We start from the raw sequence: 22,748 nt of genomic DNA, 5'->3' as shown, positions 1-22,748 counted from the left end.
CCGCGTCAGACTCTCGCTCGACGGAAGGCCCGCTCATGCCCGCACACCACCAGCTCCGCGCCCCGGCGCTCGTCTCGATGCTCGCGGTGGTCTGCGGGGTCGTGCTGTCGGGGTGCTCGGGCTCGTCGGACCCTGAGCCGGGCTCGTCGGCGATGACCGGGACTCTGCACTACGAGAAGGGGTCGGTGCCGCCGCCCTACCACTACCAGCTGACGCTCGAGCTCACGGACGACGAGTTCACGCTCGTGTGGTCCGGCTACGACGACGAGGTGGGTCGCACGACGGGCACCCCCGTCGACCTCGACGCCGCCCGCGAGATCCTCGACGGCTCCGGCCTGCTCGAGGGCGACGACGACACAGGCGGCTGCACGGGCGGCGCCCAGGCCGAGGTCGACCTCGTGGTCGACGGCGACAAGGTGCGCACCTCGGGCGGGACCTGCGGCGGCGAGGGTGGGGCCGGTGACGTCGCCGACGCGATCCGTGCCATCGCGGGCGACGACGTCGTGGACGACGCGATCGACGAGGTCGAGTCCGCCTCCTGACCGCGCGCTGTCCCGCAGGGCGCGCACGGTGAGCGGCCTGGCGACGTCGGAGGACGCCGTCCCCCGCGCCACCAGGTCAGCGCGCGGCGGCGTCGCGGTGCGCTGTGAGCGCCTCGATCATGAGGTCGTGGTCTTCCTGGTCCGTCAGACCGGAGACCACCGCGACCCCCACGAGCGACCCGCGCACCCGGAGCGGGACCCCACCACCGGCGAGGACGTGCACGGCCGGGTCGAGCCCGAGGCGCGGCTCGGCCTGCGTGACACCCTTGCTGCGGAACCGGAGCCTGACCGCGAGCGACGGGGCGTCGAAGCGGCGCACGAGAGCGTGCTTGCGGTCCATCCAGCTGTCGTTGTCGGCGCTCGTCCCGGGACGGGCCGCGTGGAAGACCCGCTGGTCGCCGAGCCAGATCGCCACAGTGATGCCGAGGGCACGCTCGGTCGCCAGGGCGACGACGCGCTGCCCGAGGTCCCACGCCTCGTCGTGCCCGAAGCGCTCGAGGTCGAGCTCGCGGACCTCGGCGAGGATCTCCTCGGCGCGAGCGAGGTCGGAGAGGGAGTCGTCGGTCATGCGGCACCTCCCCCGGCGCTGGTGCTGGGCACAGAGCCGGCGAGGGGGGCGGTGGGCAACGACAGCTGCGCGACGAGCATGGATCGTCCTCGGTCTCGGGGGATGGGTCGGGCCACGAGCACTCTACGGCTCACCCGGCATGGGGTCGAGGGATCGTGAGCGCAGTCGCGACCGCAGGCAGACAGGCAGGCGCAGCTGCAGGTCCTGGCCACGTCGAGAGGCGTGGTCGACGACGTGGCCGGATGCCCCACAGGCGGACCGCGGGTACGTTCGCCCCATGGGACGGATGGTCGACACGTGGCGCTCTCACCTCCTCACGACCTTCTCCGGGGACGACGCCGGCAAGCCCGCCTGGGTGGAGAAGATGGCCGACGGCGACGACGCGGGGTTCTTCGGGCCCGGGTCGGCCGCGTGGGCCGTGCACGGCGGGACGGCGACGCTCATCGCGGGGATCCGTGCGCTGCTGCTCCAGACCCTCCATCCTGGTGCGATGGCCGGGGTGCACGACTGGTCTCGCTACCAGGAAGACCCTCTCGGCCGGTTGTCGGGGACCATCCGCTGGCTGCTCACCGTGACCTTCGGGGACACTGCGCAGGCTCGGGCGGAGTCGACGCGCGTCGGCCGGTACCACAACCGTGTCGTCGGCACCTACGTCGCGGCCGACGGGACCGAGCACCCCTACACCGCAGGAGACCCGGAGCTGCTGTCGTGGGTGCACGTCGTGTTCACCGACGCCTTCCTCACCTGCGACGAGATCTGGGGCGGGACCATCCCCGGGGGCGCCGACCAGTACGTCCGCGAGTGGGCGACGGCCGGCGAGCTGGTCGGCGTCGTCGACCCGCCGCGGTCGAAGGCTGAGCTCACGGCAGCTTTCGAGGCCTTCCGCCCGTCGATGAAGAGCGACGAGCGCGTCGCCGAGGCCGTGCGGTTCATCCGTAACCCGCCGCTGCGACGGACCATGATGCCCGCGTACAGGATCCTCTTCGCCGGGGCCGTCGCGTCGATCCCGGCCCAGCAGCGCCGCATGCTCGGCCTGCGCCGACCGTGGTGGCCAGCCATCACCGCGAACCGCGCGGTGCTGTGGGGTGTGGGGATGATCCTCGGGAGGTCCTCGACGTCGGAGGACGCGGCGCGGGCGAGGCTCGCGCGGCTGGCCCGCACAGCGGCCGACGACCCGACGTGAGGACCGGCGCGGGCTAGGGGATGTCGAGAGGGTCGACGAGCAAGCCGACCCTCTCGTCGACATAGGCACCGACGTCACGCACCGCGCTGTCACCGAGGGCGGCGTTCCACCGCACGACGAGCGAGCCGTCAGGCGCGAAGACGACCGGCCCCTCACCCGAGCGCAGGGACGCAGCATCGAGCGAGATCTCCCGCCAGCCGTGGTTGACGGTCTCGCCCGTCTCGAACTTGCCGCGCAGAGCGGCCGCCCGCAGGTCGCGGCGCTCCTCGGCCGACTGCGACTGGTAGTTACGCACGCCCGCCTCACGAGCCCGGACGATCGCACCCGTCGCGTAGAGCGTCCCGTCGCGCCCGAGCATGAGGGCTCCCAGCCGCCACGCCCGACCGACCGGGCGCAGCACGGGGTTGCGCTTCACGAGCAGCACCCGGTGCGCCTCGACGTACTCCGCGAGCGGCTCGTCGCGCGCGTCAGCGGCCTCGAGCCGGGCGACCGCACGGCGCAGGACCTCTCGGAGGGCGTCGACGGCTCTCTGGTCGTCACGGGGCGTCGCGCTCTGGTTCACCTGTCTATGATCGCGCACCCCGTACCTGCCGCGAGAGGAGACGGGTGGACTCGCGACCACCTCGGCAACCATCGCGAGAGGTCAGGCTGAGAGCAGCTGATGGGCTCGCTGGCCCGAGACACCGAGAACTGCACCGATGTCGCGCTGGGGTACGTGCCGTTCTGCGAGCGCCAACGCCAGCGCCCTGGTCTGCTGACGTACTCGCTGCTCGTACTCGGCCGCCAGACGACGAGCGTCTTCGATAGCCTCGAGCTTTGCTGCGACGTCGACACCGTCGACGGGTTGGTAGTGGATGGTCACCTGGACGTCGTCTTCGCTGACGTCTCGGACGACGGCTACAAGACCTCGTGCCATCGACTCGACCTCGGCGAGGCGTCGGGCCTGCGTGAGACCTATCCCGGGGACCTCGACCATCCACCAGCGACCGTCGCGGCTGACGTTGGCGATGACGTGCAGAGAGTTGTTCGTGGTGCCTGTGGACATGTCTGCTCCTCGCGGATGCTTCCAGCAAAAGTCTATCAAGGCTAGACAGTAACCATCTAGCAGCGCTAGGCAAATGTTGTCTAGCAGAGCTAGACGCGCTCCGTCGAGCCTCAGGGCAGCGCGCCCTCGACCGGCGCGAGCGCCTCGGCGAGCACCTCGCACAGCGAGGTCCGCACAGCGCCTGACCTCGACCACTCCCCGACGGCCGCGACGAGGGCCCCCGCATAGGCAGCGCCCGCGACCTCGGCGCGCAGCGGCTCGACGCCCTTCATCACGGCAAAAGACGTGAGCACGACCGCTACGTCGCTCGCGCGCACCGCGGCCGAGCGCCGGAGCTCGTCGGCGAGGCCCATCGTGTCGGCGTGGGTGAAGGCGAGCGACACGTTGTCGGGGCGCAGCGCCCCGGCGACCTCCATCAGGGCGGCCCGTGCCGTCCCGCGAACCGTCCCGTCGTCGTGCCGCGGGTCGGTCAGCGACTCCCCCAGCGTCGCGACCGTCGCGTCGAAGGTCGACCACAGGAGGTCGCTCTTGGCGCCGAAGTAGTTGAAGAAGGTGTTGCGGCTGACGCCCGCACGGGCTGTGATGTCCGCCACGGAGGTTGCCGCGTAGCCGCGTTCGAAGAAGAGCTCGCCAGCCGCTTCTTCCAGCATCGCGCGGGACGAGGCACGCGGACGGCCCGCTGCGCGAGCGGAGGGAGTGACGGGGCTCATGGGGTGATCGTAGCGACCGGACCTGAAGCGTGACTTATTGTGGGACGCAGTCCAAAAACTCGTGCGGCGATGCTCGAACCAGCCGCACCGTGCACCGCTGCACATCCGTGCCCGGTCTGCTGCTCATTCCTTGGAGACTCATGCTCGCCGCCCGACGCGCCCTCAGCCGGCGCGGAGCCGCCCTGGCCGCCCTCGTCCCTGCCGCAGCTCTCGTCCTCGCCTCGTGCAGCAGCGACGACTCGTCGTCGTCCGCCGAGCCGCAGGACGGGGGCACGCTCGTCTACGCGACAGGCGACGCCGAGCCCACCTGCCTCGACCCGCACGTGGGTGGCAACTACCCGCAGGCGATGCTCACCACCCAGGTGCTCGAGCCGCTCGTCGGACGCGACGCCGACGGCGAGATCCTGCCCTGGCTCGCGACAGGCTGGGAGATCAGCGAAGACGGTCTCACCTGGGACTTCACCCTCGCCGAGAGCATCACCTTCACCGACGGCACACCCTTCGACGCCGAGGCCGTCAAGGTCAACGTAGAGCACCTGCAGGACCCCGCCACGCAGTCCTCGACCGGGTACCTCGCGCTCGCCAAGGTCTCCGAGGTCGAGGTCGTCGACGCCACCCACGCGCGCTTCCACCTCACCGAGCCCGACTCTGCCCTCGCCGAGTCGCTCAGCCAGCCGTGGCTCGCGATCGAGTCGCCGACAGGTATCGCCCGGGGCATGGACGCCAACTGCGCCGCACCCGTCGGCACAGGGCCCTTCGTGGTCGAGAGCTGGACACCGCAGCAGCAGGTCGACCTGGTCCGCAACGACGACTACGCGACGGCCGCCCCCGAGGCGACCCACGAGGGCGCCGCGCACCTCGACCGCATCGTGTGGCGGTTCATCCCCGACGCCGCGACCCGGTACGCCGCGCTGCAGTCGGGTGAGGTGCAGGTCATCGACAACCCGCAGCCCGACGCGATCGCCACAGCACAGGCCGGCGGCGACATCAGCGACGTCGACGCGCCGCGCCCGGGCTCGGTCAACCGCCTCGAGCTGAACTCCGGCCAGGCACCCTTCGACGACGTCCGCGTCCGCGAGGCCTTCGTCCGCGCGGCCGACGTCGACCCCGGCATCGAGAGCCTGTACGCCGGGACCGTGACGCGCTCCTACTCGCCGCTGTCGAGCAGCGAGCCGACGGCCGTCTCGGACGAGTCGCTCTTCGGCACCGACCCCGACGCCGCGCAGGACCTGCTCGACGAGGCCGGCTGGACCGAGCGGGACGCCGAGGGCTACCGCACCAAGGACGGCCAGCGGCTCACCGTGCGCTTCCCCGTGAGCACCAACCAGTCTGTCGCGGCCGAGCAGTCGCTCTTCGAGCAGGTCCAGGCCAATGCCAAGGCCGTCGGCTTCGAGGTCGTCATCACGCCCCTCGACCTCAGCGGCTGGTACGAGGCCCTCGGCGCGAACGAGTACGAGATCGTCTCGGCCCCGTACACGAAGGTCGGACCTGACGTGCTGCGGATCCTCTACCACTCGAGCGGGATCGTCCCGGCGCCGAGCGGCTACTTCGCCAACCACGCGCAGGTCTCCGACCCGGCCCTCGACGAGATCCTCGACCGTGCGGCCGAGGTGACCGACCCCACCGAGCGCGCCGAGCTCTACGCCCAGGCACAGCAGACGGTCCTCGACGGCTTCTTCATCCTGCCGCTCTACGACCAGCAGAACCACTACCTGACGCGCGGCGTCGAGGGCGTGCGTACCCTGCACACTGTCGGCACGCCGACCTTCCTCGACACCCAGCTCACCTCCTAGGAGCACCCGCACCCCCATGAGCGTTCTCCGGTGGGCCCTCGGTCGGGTCGTGGCTGCCGCCCTCGTCGCGTGGGTCGTGACGACAGTCGTGTTCTTCGCGCTGCGGGCGGCGGGCGGCGACCCGACCGAGGCGATCCTCGGAGGCCCTGGGTCGCAGGCGAGCGCGGAGGCCGTCGCACAGGCACGGTCGGACTACGGTCTCGACCGTCCGCTGGTGGTCCAGTACCTCGTGCAGATGCAACGGATCGTCACGCTCCAGCTCGGCGACTCCTACGCGCGCAAGCAGCCTGTCGCCGACCTCGTCGGGGCCCAGCTGCCCTCGACGATCCTGCTCGCTGTGCTCGCCCTCGTGCTCGCCTGGGTGATCGCCCTCGCGCTCGCCACCCTCTCGACCCGCTCGCGCGGACCTCTCGGCCGAGCGGCCTCGGGCATCACGCAGGCGGGGGAGATCGTCGCGACGGTCGTCCCGCACTTCTGGCTCGGGGCCGTGCTGATCCTCGTGTTCTCCTCCACCCTCGGGTGGTTCCCGGCGACGAGCGTCGGGGCGTCGCCCGCCGGGCTGGTGCTGCCGGTCGTCACGCTCGCGGTGCCTGTCGCCGGGTTCCTCGGGCAGCTCATGCGGGACGGCCTCGACGAGGCCGCCGCGTCACCCTTCGCGACGACGGCGCGGGCGCGCGGGGCCTCGGAGTCCCGCGTGCTGTGGCGGCACACGCTCCGTCACGCGGCGCTCCCGGCGATCTCGCTGTCCGGGTGGGCCTTCGGCTCACTGCTCAGCGGGGCCGTCGTCGTCGAGTCGCTCTTCGGCCGGCCCGGGCTCGGGCGGCTGCTCCTCGACGCGACGTCGTCGCGCGACGTCCCCGTGGTCGTCGGGGCCGTGCTCGTCGTCGCCCTCACCTACACGGTCGTCATGACGATCGCCGACGGGCTCGAGAGGATCGTCGATCCCCGCCCGCGCGGAGCAGATCGCGACAGCGCCGCCGACCGCTCGGCCGCACCCGAGAAGGCGATCGTGTGACCCCCACATCCGGTCCCCCTCCGACCAGCGCGAGCTCGGCACCCGGGAGCGAGATCGTGCCCCCTTCGTCCGGTCACCCTCCCTCCGGCGCGAGCTCGGCACCTCGGAGCGAGATCGTGACGTCCACGTCACGAACTCGCTCCGACGGCACGATCTCGAAGGACCACGGGGCGGTTCGGCCGGAGCACGGCACGATCTCGAAGGACCACGGGGCGGTCCGGCCGGCGCACGGCACGGCGCCAGAGGACCACACAGCGGGAACGGAGAAGAAGCAGGTGACGCAGGTGCGCGGGACCACCAGGCCGCACGACGGTGCCCGGACCGGCCTGCGTCGGGCGCGCCTCGGGGCCTTCGGCGTCGCCGGGGTGCTCGCGCTGGCCGTCGTGCTGCTCATGGCCGTCGCGACGGTGTGGCCGGGGCTGATCGCGCCCGGCGACCCCGATGCTATCGACCCACGTGACGCCTTCGCCGCGCCGAGCCTCGCGCACTGGTTCGGGACCGACGAGTCCGGTCGTGACGTCTTCACGCGGGTCGTCCACGGCACCCGCCAGTCCCTCGGCATCGGAGCCGCCGCGACGGCGATCGGGGTGGGCATCGGGCTGGTCATCGGCATGCTCGCCGGCCTCGGGCCGCGGCTGGTCGACAGTGCGCTGAGCCGTGTCATCGAGGTGCTGTTCGCGCTGCCGTCCCTCGTCCTCGCGCTGCTGCTCGTCTCCGTGATGGGCGCGGGCGTGACGCCGACCCTCGTCGCCGTCGGCCTCGCGACGGCGCCGGGCTACGCCCGCATCTTGCGGTCCCAGGTGCGCTCCGTCGCCGCGAGCCCCTACGTCGAGGCCGCCAGGCTCGAGGGTCAGCCGGCGCTCTTCGTGTTCTTCAAGCACATCGCGCCCAACACCCTGTGGCCGCTCGTCGCGGTCGCGACCCTCGGCGTCGGGCAGGCGATCGTGTGGGTGTCGGCGCTGAGCTTCCTCGGCCTCGGCGCGCTGCCCCCCTCCCCCGAGTGGGGCGCGATGGTCAACGGAGGCCGTGTGTACCTCGTACGCGCCTGGTGGCTGACGCTGGCCCCCGGCCTCGCGATCACCGTGACGGCGGCCGCGCTGACGGTCCTCGGACGACGCCTCGGACGGGTGGGAGCAGCATGAGGGCCAGGCCCGAGAAGACGACGCGCGACCACGCCGGGGCGGAGACGCCGGCTGCTGACCCACCAGCTCAGGCCAGGTCGGCGGAGCTGCCAGCGCAGGTCGGCTCCGCAGCGCTCCCAGCCCAGGCCAGCACTGCGGACCGGACCGGCCCGGCGGCTGGACCGCTCGCCCTCGAGGTCCGTGGGCTCCAGGTGTCCTTCGCCGGGGTCGGCGCCGTGCTGCGCGGTGTCGACCTCACGGTCGCGCCCGGTGAGTGCGTCGCCGTGGTCGGCGAGTCCGGCTCGGGCAAGTCGGTCCTCGTGCGGTCTGTGCTCGGGCTGGCTTCCGAGGGCGGCTCGACCGCCCGGGTGGCCGCGCAGACCTTCACCGTGGGTGGGCGTGACGTGCGCCGGCTCTCGGAGCGCGGGTGGCGCTCGGTCCGCGGGTCCGAGGTCGGGCTCGTGCTCCAGGACGCCCTCCAGTCGCTCGACCCGCTGCGGACCGTCGGGGCGGAGATCGGCGAGACCCTCGCCCTGCGCAAGGTGCCGCGCGCCCAGCGCCGCGACCGCATCCTCGCGGCCCTCGACGCGGCCGGTCTCGACTCCCCCGAGCTGCGCATCGTGCAGCGACCAGGTCAGCTGTCGGGTGGCATGCGCCAGCGCGCCCTCATCGCCTCGGCCCTGGTCGCCGAGCCGCCGCTGCTGGTGCTCGACGAGCCGACGACGGCCCTCGACGCGACTGTCGCCGCGCGGGTCCTGGCCACCCTGGCCGCCCTGCGCGACGCCGGGACGGCGTTGCTGCTCGTCAGCCACGACCTCGCAGCGGTCGCCCAGGTGGCCGACCGAGTGGTGGTCCTCAGCGATGGTGAGGTGGTCGAGGAAGGTCCCACCGCGCAGGTGCTCGACGCCCCCGTGCACCCCGAGACCCGGCGCCTCGCAGCAGCCGTCCCCCGCGGACCAAAACCGGGACCTGCGAGCGCCCTCGGTCCTGTCGTGCTGTCAGGGCGTGGGCTCGGGCGGACGTTCCGGACCCCTGGCGGCGGGCACGTGCAGGCCGTCGACGGGGTCGACGTGGAGCTGCGACGCGGCGAGGCCCTCGGGATCGTCGGTGAGTCCGGGTCGGGCAAGACGACCCTCGCCCGACTGCTCCTCGCGGCGGACGCACCTGACACGGGCACGGTCACCCTCGACGGGGAGGCGTGGAGCGAGGCCGGGCACCGCGAGCGTCGCAGCCGGCGCCACAGGGTCCAGCTGGTGCCGCAAGACCCGCTCGGGTCTTTCGACCCGAGGTACACCGCCGGACGGATCCTGCGTGAGGCGCTCTCCCGAGGGCGATCGACCGCGACACCCGTCGAGCTGCTCGACGCCGTGCGGCTCCCGCCCGAGGTGCTCGGCCGGCGACCGCGCAGCCTGTCCGGCGGCCAGCGTCAACGGCTCGCGATCGCCCGTGCGCTCGCCCTCGAGCCCGACGTCCTCGTCTGCGACGAACCCGTGTCGGCCCTCGACGTGACGGTCCAGGCCGAGATCCTCGGTCTGCTGCTCGACCTCCAGCGCAGCCGCGACCTGTCGATCGTCTTCGTGTCGCACGACCTCGCAGTCGTGCGACAGGTCTGCGACACGGTCCTGGTGATGAAGGACGGCCGCGTCGTCGAGCGCGGACCCGTCGAGGACGTCTTCGCCGACCCCCAGGCCCCCTTCACCCGCGAGCTGCTCGCAGCCCGACGAGGCGCGGGGACCTAGACGAGGTCGCACCTGCGACGCGGAGGTCGTACCTTCGACGCCGAGGTCGTACGGACACGCCAGATCTCGTCTACCAGGCCTGGGTTCCGACGTGTCCGTACGACCTCGCGGGCAGAGATGCGACCTCGTCGACCGCGGGTGCCGCGGGTGCCGCGGGTGCCGCGGGTGCCGCGGGCAGCGTCGGGTCAGACGCCCGCTGCCTACCCGGAGCCTGCTGCAGCGCCCGGCGGCCGCCCTGTCGGGAACGGTTCCTGCGGGGCGTCGTCACCCCGGGTCAGGAACGACATGACGACGTGCGCCACGACGACGGAGACGATCACGAGCGGCATGACCGACAGCCCCTGGGACAGCAGCAGCGTGGCGAGCAGCACCGAGACGAGGGGCATCCGGAGCATGACGACGCACATCGCGCCGATCCCCATCGCTGCACCGGCCACCGTCTGGAGCCCTGGCGCGTGGGACAGGGCGATCCCGCCCGCAGCCCCGATGAACATCCCGGGGAACACCGGCCTCAGAAGGTGAGCGTGACGTCCTCGGCGGTGCAGGCACCGGCCGAGTAGGTGATCGCGTTCATCATCGTGCTCATGGTCTCGTCCTCGGTCCCGCCGGAACCCGCCTCGAGCGCCAGCAGCGACAGCACCGCGAAGAGCCCGTAGGTCTCGGTCGGAGCCGTGTCCTTCTCGTCCTCGGCGCGGAGGTAGATGTCGTCGTAGGCGTCGGTGTCTCCGGGCTCGACCGCGCGCAGGTCCGAGACGATCGTGTTGAAGCTCTCGCAGGAGGTCTTGATCTCCTCTGACGTAGCACCCTGGACACCGAAGTCCTCCGGTGCGCCCCCTGTCGCGTCGTCGTCGTCCGAGCTCGCGTCGTCGCTGCTGTCCGAGAGCTCGTCATCCTCGCCCGTCGTCTCCTCGGTGGCGTCGTCCGTCGTCCCCGTGCCTGCCGCGTCGTCCTGCGTGACGTCCGAGGTCGCGTCGCCCGATCTCGAGTCGTCGGACGAGCACGCACCCAGGGCGAGCACCAAACCTGCGGTGAGGGCCGTGGCGGTGAGAGAGCGTGCGATCTTCATGGGCTGGGATCCTGACGACGGGGCCGCGGAGTCGTCCCGCGACCAGGTGAACGGTGCCCCCAGAACGTACCTGCCGCTCTGCGGCAGCGGGCCGTCCGGCGATGGGGAGTTCTCCCGGTCCCCATCGCCGGGGCACGCGTGACCGGTGCGAGGGCCACGAGTGGTGCCTGGGCCGCAGCACTTTTGGTCAACCGGTTGACCATCCCGGCATCGGCGCATTACGGTGTGCGCAACCGCTTAACCACGATGACGAGGTAGCAATGGACCAGCGAGGGTTCTACCAGCCGGACGGCGCATGGGTGGGGGATGTCATCCCCTGGCAGGAGGACGGGGTCTTCCACCTCTTCTACCTGCACGAGACGCGCCGGGTACCGGCCGACGGCATGCCGTGGCACAGGGTCGTCACCGACGACCTCGTCACCTTCCGCAGCACGGGCGAGGCACTCCCCTCGGGAGGCCCGACCGCCGCAGACTTCAACGTCTACACGGGCAGCATCGTCGTCGATGCCGAAGGGACCCACCACGCCTTCTACACAGGGCAGAACCCGGCGGTCGTCGGTGCCGACGGACGAGCGCTCCAGCTCGTCATGCACGCGACGAGCCACGACGGCATGACGTCCTGGCAGGGTCACCCCGCTGAGACCTTCGGTGCGACACCGGGCTACGAGACCGGGGACTGGCGTGACCCCTTCGTCTTCTGGGACGCCGAGGCCGGTCTGTGGCGGATGCTCGTCACGGCCCGCCACGACCACGGACCCGACCGACGCCGCGGTGTCGTCGCGCAGTGCGTCTCCCGCGACCTCAGCACCTGGGAGCCCGCAGAGCCGTTCTGGGACCCGCGCAGGTACGTCGCCCTCGAGTGCCCCGAGGTGTTCCAGTGGGGCGGGTGGTGGTACCTCGTGTACTCCGAGTTCAGCGACGCCTTCACCACGCGCTACAGGATGGCCCGCTCCCTCGACGGCCCGTGGGTCGTCCCCGAGCACGACACCCTCGACGGGCGGGCGTTCTACGCCGCCAAGTCGGCGGAGCGCGACGGTCGGCGCCTGTTCTTCGGCTGGATCGCCTCCCGCGAGGGTGGGGCCGACGACGGCGCATGGCAGTGGGCGGGCACCATGTCCGTCCTCGAGGCCGAGCAGCGCGCTGACGGCACGCTCGCCTTCCACCCCACCCAGGAGCTGCGCGACACCTTCGCCGACCCTGCCGACGTGGTCCCGGCCGAGACCGTGCTGAGCGCACCCGACGGGTGCACGAGCGTCGTCTCGTCCGAGGACGCCCCGTCCGCGTTCAGGCTCTCCGCCCGGTTCGACCTCACCGAGGGCACCCGGGAGGCCGGCCTCCTGCTGCGCGCGAGCGCCGACGGGGACGAGGGCTACGTGCTGCGCCTCGAGCCGCACAGGCACCGGCTCGTCCTCGACAGGTGGCCGCGCCAGCAGACCGGGACCGAGCAGTGGCACATCTCCGGGGACGTGCCCTTCGTCGTCGAGCTCGAGCGGCCGTGCAGGCTCGACCCCGGTGAGCACGACCTCGAGGTGATCGTCGACGGCGACCTGTGCGTCGCCACGGTCGACGACGCGACCGTGCTGAGCACCCGTCTGTACGACCGCCCTGCGGGACGGGTCGGCGCCTTCGTCGGAGAGGGCACGGCCACGCTCTCCCACCTCACCCTCGCGCCTCGTGCCACACCACAGCCCGGGCGCCCGCTGGACGACGCCGCCACCCTCGACGGCGACGTCCTCGACGGCGACCTGCTCGCCGCCACCACCTAGACATCCCCCCTGCCACCCGACCCCCCCTCGATCAACGGAGATTCGACCATGGTCACCAGGAAGCGCACCGCAGCACTCCTCACAGCCGCCGTCACCGCCGCCGCCCTCGCCCTCAGCGGCTGCGGGGGCGCGGCCGGCGGAGCCGACCCCACCGACGTGAACCCCGAAGGAGAGATCGAGCCCCGCGAGATCTCCTGGCTCCTGTCACGGCCTGCCGACGGCGGTGTGATCACCGCGATGGAGCAGATCGCCGACGAGTACGCGGCCGACCACCCGGGGTTCTCGCTCAACCTCATCACCACGCCCGACAGGCCGTCGTACATCCAGAAGTACGAGACCCTCGCCGCGGCGAACAAGCTCCCCGAGCTCTTCGACACCGACGCCACGCCCTTCGCCCAGAAGCTCGCAGGCCAGGACCGCATGGTCGACATCGACCTGCTGCTCGCCGACCTCGGGCTCGACGACGACTACCGCGAGGCGGCGCTCAGCTACCAGCGCTTCGACGACGGCTCCCTGTACATGGTCCCCTTCGAGTTCCAGCTCGAGGTGTTCTGGTACAACACCGCGATCTTCGAGCAGGCCGGGGTGAGCGTCCCCGCCACCCTCGACGACTTCCCCGCGATGTGCACGGCGCTGCGCAGCGCCGGGGTCACCCCCATCGCGCTCGACGGCCAGGACCAGTGGCCCCTCGAGAGGTACATGGCCTACTACCCCTTCCGTCTGACCGGGGCCGACTTCATCCAGGACCTCAAGAACGGTGACGCGTCCTTCGCCGACCCAGCCGGTCAGGCAGCGGCCCGGTGGCTCGCCGACCTGGGCGAGGCAGGCTGCTTCGCCGAGGGCTTCTCCTCGACCGGCTACGCCGACGCCCAGGCGCTGTTCACCTCGGGCAAGGCAGCCGTGTACAACATCGGCACGTGGGAGCTGGGCAACCTCGCGACCGAGGCGCTCGACCCCGCCGTGCAGGGTTCGGTCGACTACTTCACCCTGCCGACGGTCGAAGGTGCGGTGACGGCTGAGGACGAGTACGTGACCCCCTCGGGCATCGGCATGGCGGTCAACGCGCAGACCTACGACCCGCTCGTGCGGGACTTCCTCGGCTACGCCCTCGAGCGCTACCCGGAGATCTACGCAGCCACCGGCGCGCTGTCCCCGACGACGACCGCCCAGACGACCATCCCGGCGGACGCGACAGACCTCTACTCCCGTCTGGTCACGCAGGCCGACGAGGTCGGCACAGCGATCGCGATGCCCTGGGACACCCAGCTCGACCCCGCGACCAACACCCGCCTGCAGCAAGAGCTCACCCTCCTGGTGCAGGGCGACATCACACCCGAGGAGTTCACCACGACGATGGACGCGGCCCTGGCGGAGAACCTGCGATGACCGGGCTCGCCCACGCCGGGGCGGGCGCTGCGCCCGCTGGCCCGGCGCAGGAGGCGGCGGCCGTCCGCAAGCCCGCGCCGGTCCGCTCCCGCTCGCGCACACCGATGCGGACGTCGATGCTCCCGCGCCGCTCGCGCCTGTCGGTGCTCGTCTTCCTCGTCCCGCCCCTGCTGGTCTACGCCCTGGCCGTCCTGCTGCCGATCGGGCAGTCGCTCGTCCTGAGCCTCTTCCGCTGGGACGGCATCACCGACATGTCCTTCGTCGGCATCGACAACTACGTCAAGATGCTCACCCGCGACGACGTCTTCTGGACCTCCTTCCGCAACGCTCTCGGCTACCTCGCCATCTGCCTGGTGCTCCAGCTCGGCGGCGCACTCGTGGTCGCGGGGCTGCTCACAGCGCTCCCCCGCGCCCGCGAGCTCGTCAAGACCCTCTACCTGCTGCCCGCGGTGATCTCGACGGTGGCCATCGCGCTGCTCTTCCAGCGCCTCTACTCCCTCGAGCCCGTCGGCCTGCTCAACCAGGCCCTCGCCTGGGTCGGGCTGGAGAACCTGCAGACCGCGTGGCTCTCGGACGTCAGCACGGTGCTCGCCGCCGTCTCGGTCCCCGAGGGCTGGCGCTTCACGGGGCTCTACATGCTCATCATCTACGCCGCCCTCATCGCGGTGCCGAGCGAGCTCGAGGAGGCCGCACGCCTCGACGGCGCGTCGTGGTGGCAGATCTTCTGGCGGATCCGGTTCCCGTACATCCGGCCCGTGTGGATCACCACGACCGTCATGGCCACGACCTTCGCGCTGCGCGGCTTCGACATCCCGTACCTGCTCACCAACGGTGGCCCCGGGCAGTCGTCCGAGCTCTTGACGACCTACATGTACAAGACCGCCTTCGTCCACACCGACTACGGCTACGCGAGCGCGATCTCGGTCTTCATCGTCCTCGAGTGCCTCGTCGCCGTGGGCCTGATCTTCCTCATCTTCCGTCGAAGGGACGACTCGTGACCGCGACAGTGCTCACCGCGCCAGCTGCACCCACCCCACCGGCCCAGCCCGCCCCGCGCCGGGCCCCCGCCCGCTCCTCGCGGCTGCGCGTGCAGCGCGCCCTGCTCACCGCGACGGTCGTGCTCATCGTCCTCGTCCAGGTGTACCCGCTCGTGTGGCTGCTGCTCACGAGCTTCCGCACGGCCTCCGACTTCGCCGGGGGCAACCCCTTCGCCCTGCCGTCGGACCTCACGCTCGACAACTACTCGCGCGCCTTCGCCACCGGGAACCTCGGGCTCAACGTCCTCAACAGCCTGATCGTCACGCTCGGGGCGAGCGCGCTCATCGTGGTGGCCGGCATGATGGCGGCCTTCGCCCTCCAGGTGCTCGGCTTCCGGCTCAGCGGCTTCGTGCGGGCCCTGTTCCTGCTCGGGATCATCGTGCCCGTGCAGATCGCGCTCGTGCCGCTGTTCATCGACTACTCCCGGGTGGGGCTGCTCGACACCCACCTGTCGATGATCATCCCGCTCGCCGCCTTCGCCCTGCCGATGGCCGTCTACCTGTTCTCGTCCTTCTACGAGTACATCCCGCGGGAGATGTACGAGGCGGCCTCGCTCGACGGCGCAGGCCCCTACAGGATCTTCGGGCAGATCACCCTCCCGCTGTCCCTCAACACGATCATCACCGTGGTGCTGGTCAACTCGATCTTCATCTGGAACGACTTCATCTTCGCCAACACCTTCGTCCTCTCCGACGGCCTCAAGACGATCCCGCTCGGCCTGCAGAACTACATCGGTGCGATGGGGAACACTGACTGGACGGCGACCTTCGCAGCCGTGTGCGTCACCGTGACGCCGCTGCTGCTGGTGTTCCTCGTGCTGAACAAGGCAATGATCAACGGACTCGAGAGCGGGGCGACCAAGGGATGACCACGGCAGGCAGCAGCAAGCACGGTGCGGCGGTCACGATGCGAGACGTCGCGAAGCTCTCCGGCGTCTCGGTCTCGACGGTCTCCCACGTCGTGAACGACAAGCCTGGTGCACGCATCGGCAAGGACGCCCGGCGACGGGTCCAGGAGGCCGTCGAGCAGCTCGGCTACCGCCCGAACGTTCTGGCCAAGACCCTCTCGCGCGGGACGTCGGCGTTCATCGGCCTGGTCGCCGACGAGATCGCCACGACCCCCTTCGCAGGCCAGATCATCCACGGCGCGCAGGACGAGGCGTGGAAGCACGGCTTCGTCCTGCTGGTCGCCAACACCGACGGCAACGCGGCCGTCGAGGACGACGCCATCGCGATGATGCTCGAGCACCAGGTCCGCGGGATCCTCTACTCGAGCTGGTACCACCGCGAGATCTCCGTCCCCGAGGCGCTCCACCAGACCGACACGATCTTGGTCGACTGCTACGCCGACGGCAGCGGCCTGCCCGCCGTGGTCCCGGACGAGGAGCAGGGCGGGCGGACCGCGACCGAAGAGCTCCTCGCCCACGGGCACCGGCGCATCGCCTTCCTCAACACCACCACCCCGTCCCCCGCCCAGACCGGACGTCTGGCTGGCTACAGGTCCGCGCTCGAGGCCGCAGGCATCGGGTTCGACCCGGCGCTCGTCCTCCCTGTCGCGCCCGACCAGGGCGGCGGCTACGCCGGGACGTCCCACGTCGTCGACTCCGGTGCGAGCGCGGTGTTCTGCCACAACGACCGCGTGGCGATGGGCGTGTACGACGGCCTGCGCGAGCGCGGGCTTCGCATCCCCGACGACGTCGCCGTGATCGGCTTCGACAACCAGGACGTCATCGCCGCCCACCTGCGTCCCACCCTGTCCACGGTCGCGCTGCCGCACTACGAGCTCGGCGCCGCGGGCGTGCGCATGCTCCTCGGCGTCGACCCTGCCCCGGACGACGAGCCCCGTCTCGTCGCCTGCCCGCCGGTGCTCCGGCACTCGGTCTGAGGAGAGGATCCCGTGCAGACGACGAGCACCGGCGCGCCGCGCCCCAGCTTCCACTTCACCCCACGGCAGCACTGGATGAACGACCCCAACGGGCTCGTGCACCACGGGGGCCAGTGGCACCTGTTCTTCCAGCACAACCCGGAGGGTCCCGACTGGGGCAACATGAGCTGGGGCCACGCCACCAGCCCCGACCTCGAGCACTGGACCGAGCTCCCCGTGGCGATCTCCCACAGGCCCGGTGAGCAGATCTACTCCGGCTCTGTCGTCGCGTCGCGCACGGGCGACGACGTGCTCACCGCGTACTACACGAGCGCCTACGACGACGGCCACCAGGCGCAGTCCCGCGCGACCAGCGTCGACGGGGGCCTCACCTGGGACCTGGACCCGGCCAACCCGGTCCTCGACCGGGGGACGACAGCCTTCCGGGACCCCAAGGTGATCCGCTACGACGACGACGGCACCCCGCGCTGGATCATGCTGACCGTCGAGGCCGACGACCGGCAGGTCCTGCTCTACTCCTCGACCGACCTGGTGACGTGGGAGCACCTGAGCACGACGGGCCCGCTCGGGGCCACAGGCGTCGTGTGGGAGTGCCCTGACCTGGTCAGGCTGCCGCTGGACGGGGACGCCGACGACTCCAGGTGGGTGCTGCTGCTCAGCACCAACCCCGTCGGCGAGGACCCTGATCCCGCGGGCTCGTCGATGCACTACGTCGTCGGGCACCTCGACGGGACCTCCTTCGTCCCCGACGTCCCCGAGCTCCGCAGGCTCGACCACGGGCGGGACTACTACGCGGCTGTCACCTTCGACGACGCCCCGGACGGCGAGGCCGTCACGATCGGCTGGATGAGCAACTGGCACTACGCCCGGGTGTTCCCCTCGGCACCGTGGCGGGGCGCGATGTCGCTGCCGCGCACCCTGGCGCTGCGCACGGTCGACGGGCGACCCACGCTCGTGCAGTCGCCGCCGGCCTTCGTCCGCGGGTACCTCGACCGCGTGCTGCCGACGGCGCTGCTGGTCGACGACCAGCCGGCTGATCTGCACCTCTCCGGGCACTCGCTCGTCGAGCTCCGCTGGGACCCCTCGGCCACGGGCGTGCTCAGCATCCGGCTGCGGGGTGACCAGGACGCCTTCGTGGACCTCGTGCACGACCCTCACGGCAGGACGCTGTCCCTGACCCGGGGTGGACCAGCGGCCGAGGCCGTGCACCCCGACTTCCCGTCGACGAGCACCGTCCCGCTGACCGGCGACGGCCCGGCCCGGCTGCTCCTGAGCCTCGACGGCCCGCTGCTCGAGGTCTTCGTCGGCGACGGCGAGGTGACAGCGTCCAACCTGGTCCTCCTCGGTGCCCGTGGCGTGACCCTGAGCCTCGAGGCGGCACGCCCCGCGACCCTGCACGCCACCGTGGTCGACATCAGCGCTTACCAGGAGACCAGCATGCCCGTCCCCGCCGCCGCACTCGGCTGACAACAGCCGCACTCGGCTGACCGCAGCCGCACTCGGCTCAGCGCAGCCGCTCCAGCACCCACCACGACGCCGGTCCGCCGGCCGCAGCACCCACCGCGATCCCCCTGCACAGCACCGCACCGAGGGGCCGATCCGTCGCGCCCACCACCTCCGAGAGGAACCCGCAATGATGCCGTCCATCTCACGCCGCACAGTGCTCCGAGGAGCCGGGACCGGGGCGCTCGCCCTGGCCTTCGGCAGCGCCCTCACCGGCACCGCCCGGGCAGCGCAGGGCTCGCTCCGCGCCGTCTACCACATGACCCCGCCGAGCGGCTGGCTCTGCGACCCGCAGCGCCCTGTCACCACGGGCGGCGCCTACCAGCTGTACTACCTGCACTCCGGCCAGAACAACGGACCCGGAGGCTGGGACCACGCGACCACGTCCGACGCTGTCACCTTCACCCACCACGGGACCGTGATGCCGCTGGAGCCCGACTTCCCCGTGTGGTCCGGGTCGGCTGTCGTGGACACCGCGAACACCGCCGGCTTCGGTGCCGGGGCTGTCGTCGCGCTGGCGACGCAGCCGACAGACGGCGTCCGCAGGTACCAGGAGCAGTACCTGTACTGGTCGACCGACGGCGGCTTCAGCTTCACCGCACTGCCCGACCCTGTCATCGTCAACACCGACGGGCGTGCCGCCGTCACGCCCGCCGAGATCGAGAACGCCGAGTGGTTCCGCGACCCCAAGATCCACTGGGACTCCGCCCGGGACGAGTGGGTCTGCGTGATCGGACGCCTGCGCTACGCCGCGTTCTACACCTCGCCGAACCTGCGCGACTGGACGCTGCGCCGCAACTTCGACTACCCCGACCATGCTCTCGGGGGCATCGAGTGCCCCGACCTCTTCGAGATGACGGCCGACGACGGCACCCGCCACTGGGTGCTCGGGGCCAGCATGGACGCCTACGGCGTCGGCCTGCCGATGACCTACGCCTACTGGACGGTGACCTGGGACGGCGAGCAGATGGTCGCCGACGACCTCACCCCGCAGTGGCTCGACTGGGGCTGGGACTGGTACGCGGCGGTCACCTGGCCGTCGCTCGACGAGCCCGAGACCAAGCGGCTCGCGATCGCCTGGATGAACAACTGGAAGTACGCCGCCCGTGACGTCCCGACCGACGTGAGCGACGGGTACAACGGGCAGAACTCGGTCGTCCGGGAGCTGCGGCTCGCCCGCCAGCCCGGTGGCTGGTACAGCCTGCTCAGCACCCCCGTCTCGGCGTTGCGGGACCACGTCACCGCGACCACCACCCTCCCCGACCGCACCGTCGACGGCAGCCTCGTCCTCCCGTGGGAGGGACGCGCCTACGAGCTCGAGCTCGACATCTCCTGGGACACCGCGACGAACGTGGGCGTGTCCGTCGGCCGTTCAGCCGACGGCTCGCGGCACACGAACATCGGCAAGCACGGCGCCGAGCTCTACGTGGACCGCGGGCCGTCCGACCTCGCCGGGTACTCGCTCGCGCCCTGGTCGCGAGCCGCCGCCCCGATCGACGCCGACGCGCGGTCGGTGCACCTGCGCATCCTCGTCGACACCCAGAGCGTGGAGGTCTTCGTCGACGCCGGCCACACCGTGCTCTCCCAGCAGGTCCACCTGACCGCGGCAGACACCGGCATCTCGCTCTACACGGACGGTGGCCCCGCAGCCTTCACGGGCATCACGCTGCGGTCCTTCGGCGACGTGGTCTAGCGGCGCGTGGCGGCGACGGGTCGTCTGCGTGCTCCGCAGACGACCCGTCGTCGCATCAGCGCAGCTCGGCGACCACGTCCCGGACGGCCTCGACGACGACCTCGGGCTGGTCACGCATCACCAGGTGCCCGCTCTCGGCGGCAACCACCAGCCGGCTCGCGCTCGAGAGGTCGAGGAGCCGGCGCTGCCCGTCCTGCCAGATCGCCTCGACCTCCTGCCCGGCCTCGGTGCTGAGCCCGGCCGCCGCGTAGTCCTGTGCGACGCCGCGGGCGACGACCACCAGGGGCAGTCCTCCCAGATCCTGGCCGCGGACGGCGTCCTCGGTCGAGCCGACGAGGTCCGCCTCCTCCTGGCGCACCCTGAAGAACTCCGGGTCTGCGACGACGTCGACGAACCTGTCCTGGTCCTCCGGATCGACGCTGCCGGCCAGCAGGGTCCCGGCGAAGAGCCGCATCACCCCGGTCTCGGTGAGCGCCGACAGCAACCAGACAGGTGGGTTCCCTGCGAAGCCCTCGGCCTCGAGGATCGGCGCCGTCCGGGCCGCGTCGTCCTCCGGGCGGGCGTCGACGAGCACGAGGCCCGTCACCTCGTCCGGGTAGCGCTCGGCGAAGAGCCTGGAGAACAGACCGCCCATCGAGTGCCCGACGAGGACGTACGGACCGTCGAGGCCTGCTGCCGTGAGGGCGTCGTGCAGCTCGGCGACGACCTGCTCGCCGGTCCGCGAGGTCGTGGCCGGCTCGCTCCACCCGGTGCCTGCTCTGTCGTACGAGACGACCGTCGCGACGTCGGCGAGCCCGGCCGGGACATCGCGCCACGACAGGCTGGTCTCCCCGCTGCCCGCCTCGAGCACGACGACGGGTGCCCCGGCGGGCCCCGGGGTCACCTGGAGGTGCAAGGACGTCGTCCCCACGTCGACGAGCACACCCGGAGCCGGGAACCTGTCAGCCGCCCCGGCCGAGGCGACCCGCTCGTAGACCACCCCGGCGAGGACCAGGAGGACGAGCACGACAAGAAGCCCGGTGACGGCCCTCGTGAGGCGGCGCCCGAGACTGCGGCGAAGACGGGAGGGACGGGGAGCGCGGGCAGGACGGGGAGGACGTAGGGCGTGTGAGGTCGACATCCCTCGATCGTGGTCGCCGGGGTGCCGTCCTCGCGTCGGCTGACCGGGCGACCCGACGTCGCCCGATCGGCCGACAGGCCGGCGGACCCGGCGCCCGGCAGGACCTCGGTCACCGCGACCGCGGCGCCCTCGGGCGACGATCTCGCCCCGATGCCCGCGGACTGGGGTCATGGGGTCATGAGGTCCTGCGACGACCTCAGGACTTGAGGGCCTGAGCCAGCATCACGAGGATGCCGCTCGGACCACGCAGATACGTGAGCCTGTACACGTCCTCGTAGGTGGCGACCCCGCGGAGCGGGTAGCAGCCGTGCGTCGCGGCGATCGCGAGGGCAGCGTCGAGGTCGTCGACCGAGAAGGCGACCCTGTGCATGCCGATCTGGTGCGGCAGCGTCGGCTCGGTCTCGAGAGCCACCGGGTGGATGTACTCGAAGAGCTCGAGGCGCCCCTGACCGTCGGGGGTCTCGAGCATCGCGATGCGTGCGTGGTTGCCGTCGAGCCCGACAGCGGTGTCAGCCCACTCGCCGCTGACGGTGTCCCGGCCGATCACGGTCAGGCCGAGGTCGGTGAAGAAGGCGACCGCGGCGTCCAGGTCTCGGACGGCGATCCCGACGTTCTCGAGCTTGATGGTCATAGGGGAACGCTAGCGCCGTCAGCGCGCAGCCGACAGACCCAGCCTCGGTCGCGGTCTTAGCTGCCGACGTCGGGCGTCAGAGCATCCCCGTGAGCACCCCGCCGTCCGCTCGGACCGTCGCCCCGTTCGTCGCCGACGCGAGAGGGCTCGCCAGGTAGGCGACGAGCGAGGCGATCTCGTCAGGGTCGATGAAGCGTTCGAGGAGCGTCGTCCGGTTCTGACCGATGATCGAGGCCTTGACCGCGTCTTCGGGCGCGGACTGGGCTGCTGCGACCGACCGGACCACGTCTGCGACACCGTCCGAGTAGGTCGGGCCGCCGAGGACGGTGTTGACCGTCACGGCTGTGCCGCGGGTCCGCTTGGCGAGGCCGTTGCCGAGTGCGATCATCGCGGCCTTGGTGACCCCGTAGTGGATCATGTCGGCGGGGACATTCACCCCGGACTCGCTGCTGATGAACACGATGCGGCCCCGACCGCGCTCGAGCATCCCCGGCAGCACCTGACGAGAGAGCCGGACCCCGCTCATCAGGTTGACCTCGAGGTAGCGCACCCACTCGTCGTCGGTCACCGACTCGAGCTCCGCGAGACCGAAGAGGCCGACGTTGTTGACGAGGACGTCGACGTCTCCGAGCTCGTCGACGAGCGACCTCACCGACGCAGGGTCGGCGAAGTCCGCGACGATCCCACGGTGATCAGCGCCTGGGTGCGCGCGCCGCAGATCGGCGACCACCGCGTCGACAGTCTCCTGGGTGCGCCCGTTGACGACGACCCTCGCGCCTTCGGCGGCGAGCCTCGACGCCACGGCACGGCCGATGCCCCGGGTCGACCCGCTGATGAATGCCGTCGTGCCGTGCAGCTGCAGATCCATGAGCTCTCCTCGGACGTTCCCCGACATGACTTGCCTGGGAAAGTCAGACTACGGAGAGTCACTTGCCTGAGCAAGTC

The 22,748-nt window shown here is 71.3% G+C and carries 22 protein-coding genes; 13 read left to right on the top strand and 9 right to left on the bottom strand.

The annotated features are described in order from the left end of the window. The first annotated feature begins 35 nt into the window (after nt 1-35). Nucleotides 36-542, top strand: coding sequence for a hypothetical protein (locus tag ASG53_RS19820; RefSeq protein WP_056131358.1), 507 nt, complete (start codon nt 36-38; stop codon nt 540-542). A gap of 76 nt (nt 543-618) precedes the next feature. On the opposite strand, the gene ASG53_RS08215 is transcribed toward ASG53_RS19820, so the two are convergent. Continuing rightward, nucleotides 619-1,110 carry a heme-degrading domain-containing protein gene (locus tag ASG53_RS08215; RefSeq protein WP_056131355.1) on the bottom strand — a complete coding sequence of 164 codons (492 nt, stop codon included), beginning with the start codon at nt 1,108-1,110 and terminating at the stop codon, nt 619-621. 277 nt (nt 1,111-1,387) lie between these two features. On the opposite strand from ASG53_RS08215, the gene ASG53_RS08210 reads away from it, so the two are divergent. Continuing rightward, the gene (locus ASG53_RS08210; RefSeq protein ID WP_056131352.1) at nt 1,388-2,293 is read left to right on the top strand and encodes an oxygenase MpaB family protein; all 906 of its coding nucleotides are present in this window, start codon (nt 1,388-1,390) and stop codon (nt 2,291-2,293) included. A 13-nt stretch (nt 2,294-2,306) separates the two neighbouring features. On the opposite strand, the gene ASG53_RS08205 is transcribed toward ASG53_RS08210, so the two are convergent. From ASG53_RS08205 to ASG53_RS08195, 3 genes are all read right to left on the bottom strand, one after another. After that, a complete protein-coding gene (locus ASG53_RS08205) occupies nt 2,307-2,855 on the bottom strand; it encodes a hypothetical protein (RefSeq protein WP_056131348.1) in 549 nt (182 codons plus the stop codon). Nucleotides 2,856-2,936: 81 nt separating this feature from the next. Next, nucleotides 2,937-3,338: a hypothetical protein gene (locus tag ASG53_RS08200; RefSeq protein ID WP_056131345.1), complete on the bottom strand. Its 402-nt coding sequence runs from the start codon at nt 3,336-3,338 to the stop codon at nt 2,937-2,939. Nucleotides 3,339-3,448: 110 nt separating this feature from the next. Further along, a complete protein-coding gene (locus tag ASG53_RS08195) occupies nt 3,449-4,048 on the bottom strand; it encodes a TetR/AcrR family transcriptional regulator (RefSeq protein ID WP_162246140.1) in 600 nt (199 codons plus the stop codon). 140 nt (nt 4,049-4,188) lie between these two features. Between ASG53_RS08195 and ASG53_RS08190 the strand changes: the two genes are divergently transcribed. From ASG53_RS08190 to ASG53_RS08170, 4 genes are all read left to right on the top strand, one after another. Continuing rightward, nucleotides 4,189-5,841, top strand: coding sequence for an ABC transporter substrate-binding protein (locus ASG53_RS08190; protein WP_056131339.1), 1,653 nt, complete (start codon nt 4,189-4,191; stop codon nt 5,839-5,841). A gap of 16 nt (nt 5,842-5,857) precedes the next feature. After that, nucleotides 5,858-6,856 carry an ABC transporter permease gene (locus ASG53_RS08185; protein ID WP_056131337.1) on the top strand — a complete coding sequence of 333 codons (999 nt, stop codon included), beginning with the start codon at nt 5,858-5,860 and terminating at the stop codon, nt 6,854-6,856. A gap of 116 nt (nt 6,857-6,972) precedes the next feature. Further along, nucleotides 6,973-7,998, top strand: coding sequence for an ABC transporter permease (locus ASG53_RS08175; RefSeq protein WP_235533876.1), 1,026 nt, complete (start codon nt 6,973-6,975; stop codon nt 7,996-7,998). After that, the gene (locus ASG53_RS08170) at nt 7,995-9,716 is read left to right on the top strand and encodes an ATP-binding cassette domain-containing protein (RefSeq protein ID WP_235533875.1); all 1,722 of its coding nucleotides are present in this window, start codon (nt 7,995-7,997) and stop codon (nt 9,714-9,716) included. Before ASG53_RS08175 ends, ASG53_RS08170 begins: the two co-directional genes overlap by 4 nt. A gap of 200 nt (nt 9,717-9,916) precedes the next feature. On the opposite strand, the gene ASG53_RS08165 is transcribed toward ASG53_RS08170, so the two are convergent. Both ASG53_RS08165 and ASG53_RS08160 read right to left on the bottom strand, forming a co-directional pair. Then, nucleotides 9,917-10,222, bottom strand: a complete 306-nt coding sequence (locus ASG53_RS08165; RefSeq protein ID WP_056131332.1) for a hypothetical protein — start codon at nt 10,220-10,222, stop codon at nt 9,917-9,919. Nucleotides 10,223-10,227: 5 nt separating this feature from the next. After that, the gene (locus ASG53_RS08160) at nt 10,228-10,782 is read right to left on the bottom strand and encodes a hypothetical protein (RefSeq protein ID WP_056131328.1); all 555 of its coding nucleotides are present in this window, start codon (nt 10,780-10,782) and stop codon (nt 10,228-10,230) included. 260 nt (nt 10,783-11,042) lie between these two features. Here ASG53_RS08160 and ASG53_RS08155 point away from each other — a divergent pair, with 260 nt between their 5' ends. From ASG53_RS08155 to ASG53_RS08125, 7 genes are all read left to right on the top strand, one after another. Beyond that, nucleotides 11,043-12,548 (top strand): glycoside hydrolase family 32 protein, encoded by a 1,506-nt coding sequence (locus ASG53_RS08155; protein ID WP_082543917.1) that lies wholly within the window; start codon nt 11,043-11,045, stop codon nt 12,546-12,548. Nucleotides 12,549-12,596: 48 nt separating this feature from the next. Continuing rightward, nucleotides 12,597-13,934 carry an ABC transporter substrate-binding protein gene (locus tag ASG53_RS08150; protein ID WP_056131325.1) on the top strand — a complete coding sequence of 446 codons (1,338 nt, stop codon included), beginning with the start codon at nt 12,597-12,599 and terminating at the stop codon, nt 13,932-13,934. A 116-nt stretch (nt 13,935-14,050) separates the two neighbouring features. After that, entirely contained in the window at nt 14,051-14,932 is an 882-nt protein-coding gene (locus ASG53_RS08145; protein ID WP_056133887.1) for a carbohydrate ABC transporter permease, read from the top strand. Continuing rightward, nucleotides 14,929-15,840 (top strand): carbohydrate ABC transporter permease, encoded by a 912-nt coding sequence (locus ASG53_RS08140; protein ID WP_056131322.1) that lies wholly within the window; start codon nt 14,929-14,931, stop codon nt 15,838-15,840. Before ASG53_RS08145 ends, ASG53_RS08140 begins: the two co-directional genes overlap by 4 nt. After that, nucleotides 15,837-16,856 (top strand): LacI family DNA-binding transcriptional regulator, encoded by a 1,020-nt coding sequence (locus ASG53_RS08135; RefSeq protein ID WP_056131319.1) that lies wholly within the window; start codon nt 15,837-15,839, stop codon nt 16,854-16,856. Before ASG53_RS08140 ends, ASG53_RS08135 begins: the two co-directional genes overlap by 4 nt. Nucleotides 16,857-16,868: 12 nt before the next feature. Next, the gene (locus ASG53_RS08130; RefSeq protein ID WP_056131316.1) at nt 16,869-18,323 is read left to right on the top strand and encodes a glycoside hydrolase family 32 protein; all 1,455 of its coding nucleotides are present in this window, start codon (nt 16,869-16,871) and stop codon (nt 18,321-18,323) included. 166 nt (nt 18,324-18,489) lie between these two features. Further along, nucleotides 18,490-20,052, top strand: a complete 1,563-nt coding sequence (locus tag ASG53_RS08125; protein WP_056131313.1) for a glycoside hydrolase family 32 protein — start codon at nt 18,490-18,492, stop codon at nt 20,050-20,052. Nucleotides 20,053-20,107: 55 nt separating this feature from the next. On the opposite strand, the gene ASG53_RS08120 is transcribed toward ASG53_RS08125, so the two are convergent. The 3 genes from ASG53_RS08120 to ASG53_RS08105 form a co-directional block, all read right to left on the bottom strand. Beyond that, complete coding sequence (locus ASG53_RS08120) at nt 20,108-21,058, bottom strand: alpha/beta fold hydrolase (RefSeq protein WP_056131311.1); 951 nt, start codon at nt 21,056-21,058, stop codon at nt 20,108-20,110. 310 nt (nt 21,059-21,368) lie between these two features. Continuing rightward, nucleotides 21,369-21,803 (bottom strand): VOC family protein, encoded by a 435-nt coding sequence (locus ASG53_RS08110; protein ID WP_056131305.1) that lies wholly within the window; start codon nt 21,801-21,803, stop codon nt 21,369-21,371. A 76-nt stretch (nt 21,804-21,879) separates the two neighbouring features. Continuing rightward, a complete protein-coding gene (locus ASG53_RS08105) occupies nt 21,880-22,671 on the bottom strand; it encodes an SDR family NAD(P)-dependent oxidoreductase (protein WP_156382721.1) in 792 nt (263 codons plus the stop codon). Between the last annotated feature and the right edge of the window lie 77 nt (nt 22,672-22,748).

The sequence above is a fragment of the Sanguibacter sp. Leaf3 genome, from assembly GCF_001425965.1.
Lineage (GTDB): Bacteria > Actinomycetota > Actinomycetes > Actinomycetales > Cellulomonadaceae > Sanguibacter > Sanguibacter inulinus.
This window is presented reverse-complemented; position numbering and strand designations above follow the sequence as displayed.

What these genes read in the sequence shown, in the direction of transcription:
- ASG53_RS19820 (WP_056131358.1), top strand. Translation starts at nt 36, where the DNA reads ATGCCCGCACACCACCAGCTCCGCGCCCCGGCGCTCGTCTCGATGCTC.
- ASG53_RS08215 (WP_056131355.1), bottom strand. Translation starts at nt 1,110, where the DNA reads ATGACCGACGACTCCCTCTCCGACCTCGCTCGCGCCGAGGAGATCCTC.
- ASG53_RS08210 (WP_056131352.1), top strand. Translation starts at nt 1,388, where the DNA reads ATGGGACGGATGGTCGACACGTGGCGCTCTCACCTCCTCACGACCTTC.
- ASG53_RS08200 (WP_056131345.1), bottom strand. Translation starts at nt 3,338, where the DNA reads ATGTCCACAGGCACCACGAACAACTCTCTGCACGTCATCGCCAACGTC.
- ASG53_RS08195 (WP_162246140.1), bottom strand. Translation starts at nt 4,048, where the DNA reads ATGAGCCCCGTCACTCCCTCCGCTCGCGCAGCGGGCCGTCCGCGTGCC.
- ASG53_RS08190 (WP_056131339.1), top strand. Translation starts at nt 4,189, where the DNA reads ATGCTCGCCGCCCGACGCGCCCTCAGCCGGCGCGGAGCCGCCCTGGCC.
- ASG53_RS08185 (WP_056131337.1), top strand. Translation starts at nt 5,858, where the DNA reads ATGAGCGTTCTCCGGTGGGCCCTCGGTCGGGTCGTGGCTGCCGCCCTC.
- ASG53_RS08170 (WP_235533875.1), top strand. Translation starts at nt 7,995, where the DNA reads ATGAGGGCCAGGCCCGAGAAGACGACGCGCGACCACGCCGGGGCGGAG.
- ASG53_RS08160 (WP_056131328.1), bottom strand. Translation starts at nt 10,782, where the DNA reads ATGAAGATCGCACGCTCTCTCACCGCCACGGCCCTCACCGCAGGTTTG.
- ASG53_RS08155 (WP_082543917.1), top strand. Translation starts at nt 11,043, where the DNA reads ATGGACCAGCGAGGGTTCTACCAGCCGGACGGCGCATGGGTGGGGGAT.
- ASG53_RS08150 (WP_056131325.1), top strand. Translation starts at nt 12,597, where the DNA reads ATGGTCACCAGGAAGCGCACCGCAGCACTCCTCACAGCCGCCGTCACC.
- ASG53_RS08145 (WP_056133887.1), top strand. Translation starts at nt 14,051, where the DNA reads ATGCTCCCGCGCCGCTCGCGCCTGTCGGTGCTCGTCTTCCTCGTCCCG.
- ASG53_RS08135 (WP_056131319.1), top strand. Translation starts at nt 15,837, where the DNA reads ATGACCACGGCAGGCAGCAGCAAGCACGGTGCGGCGGTCACGATGCGA.
- ASG53_RS08125 (WP_056131313.1), top strand. Translation starts at nt 18,490, where the DNA reads ATGATGCCGTCCATCTCACGCCGCACAGTGCTCCGAGGAGCCGGGACC.
- ASG53_RS08110 (WP_056131305.1), bottom strand. Translation starts at nt 21,803, where the DNA reads ATGACCATCAAGCTCGAGAACGTCGGGATCGCCGTCCGAGACCTGGAC.
- ASG53_RS08105 (WP_156382721.1), bottom strand. Translation starts at nt 22,671, where the DNA reads ATGGATCTGCAGCTGCACGGCACGACGGCATTCATCAGCGGGTCGACC.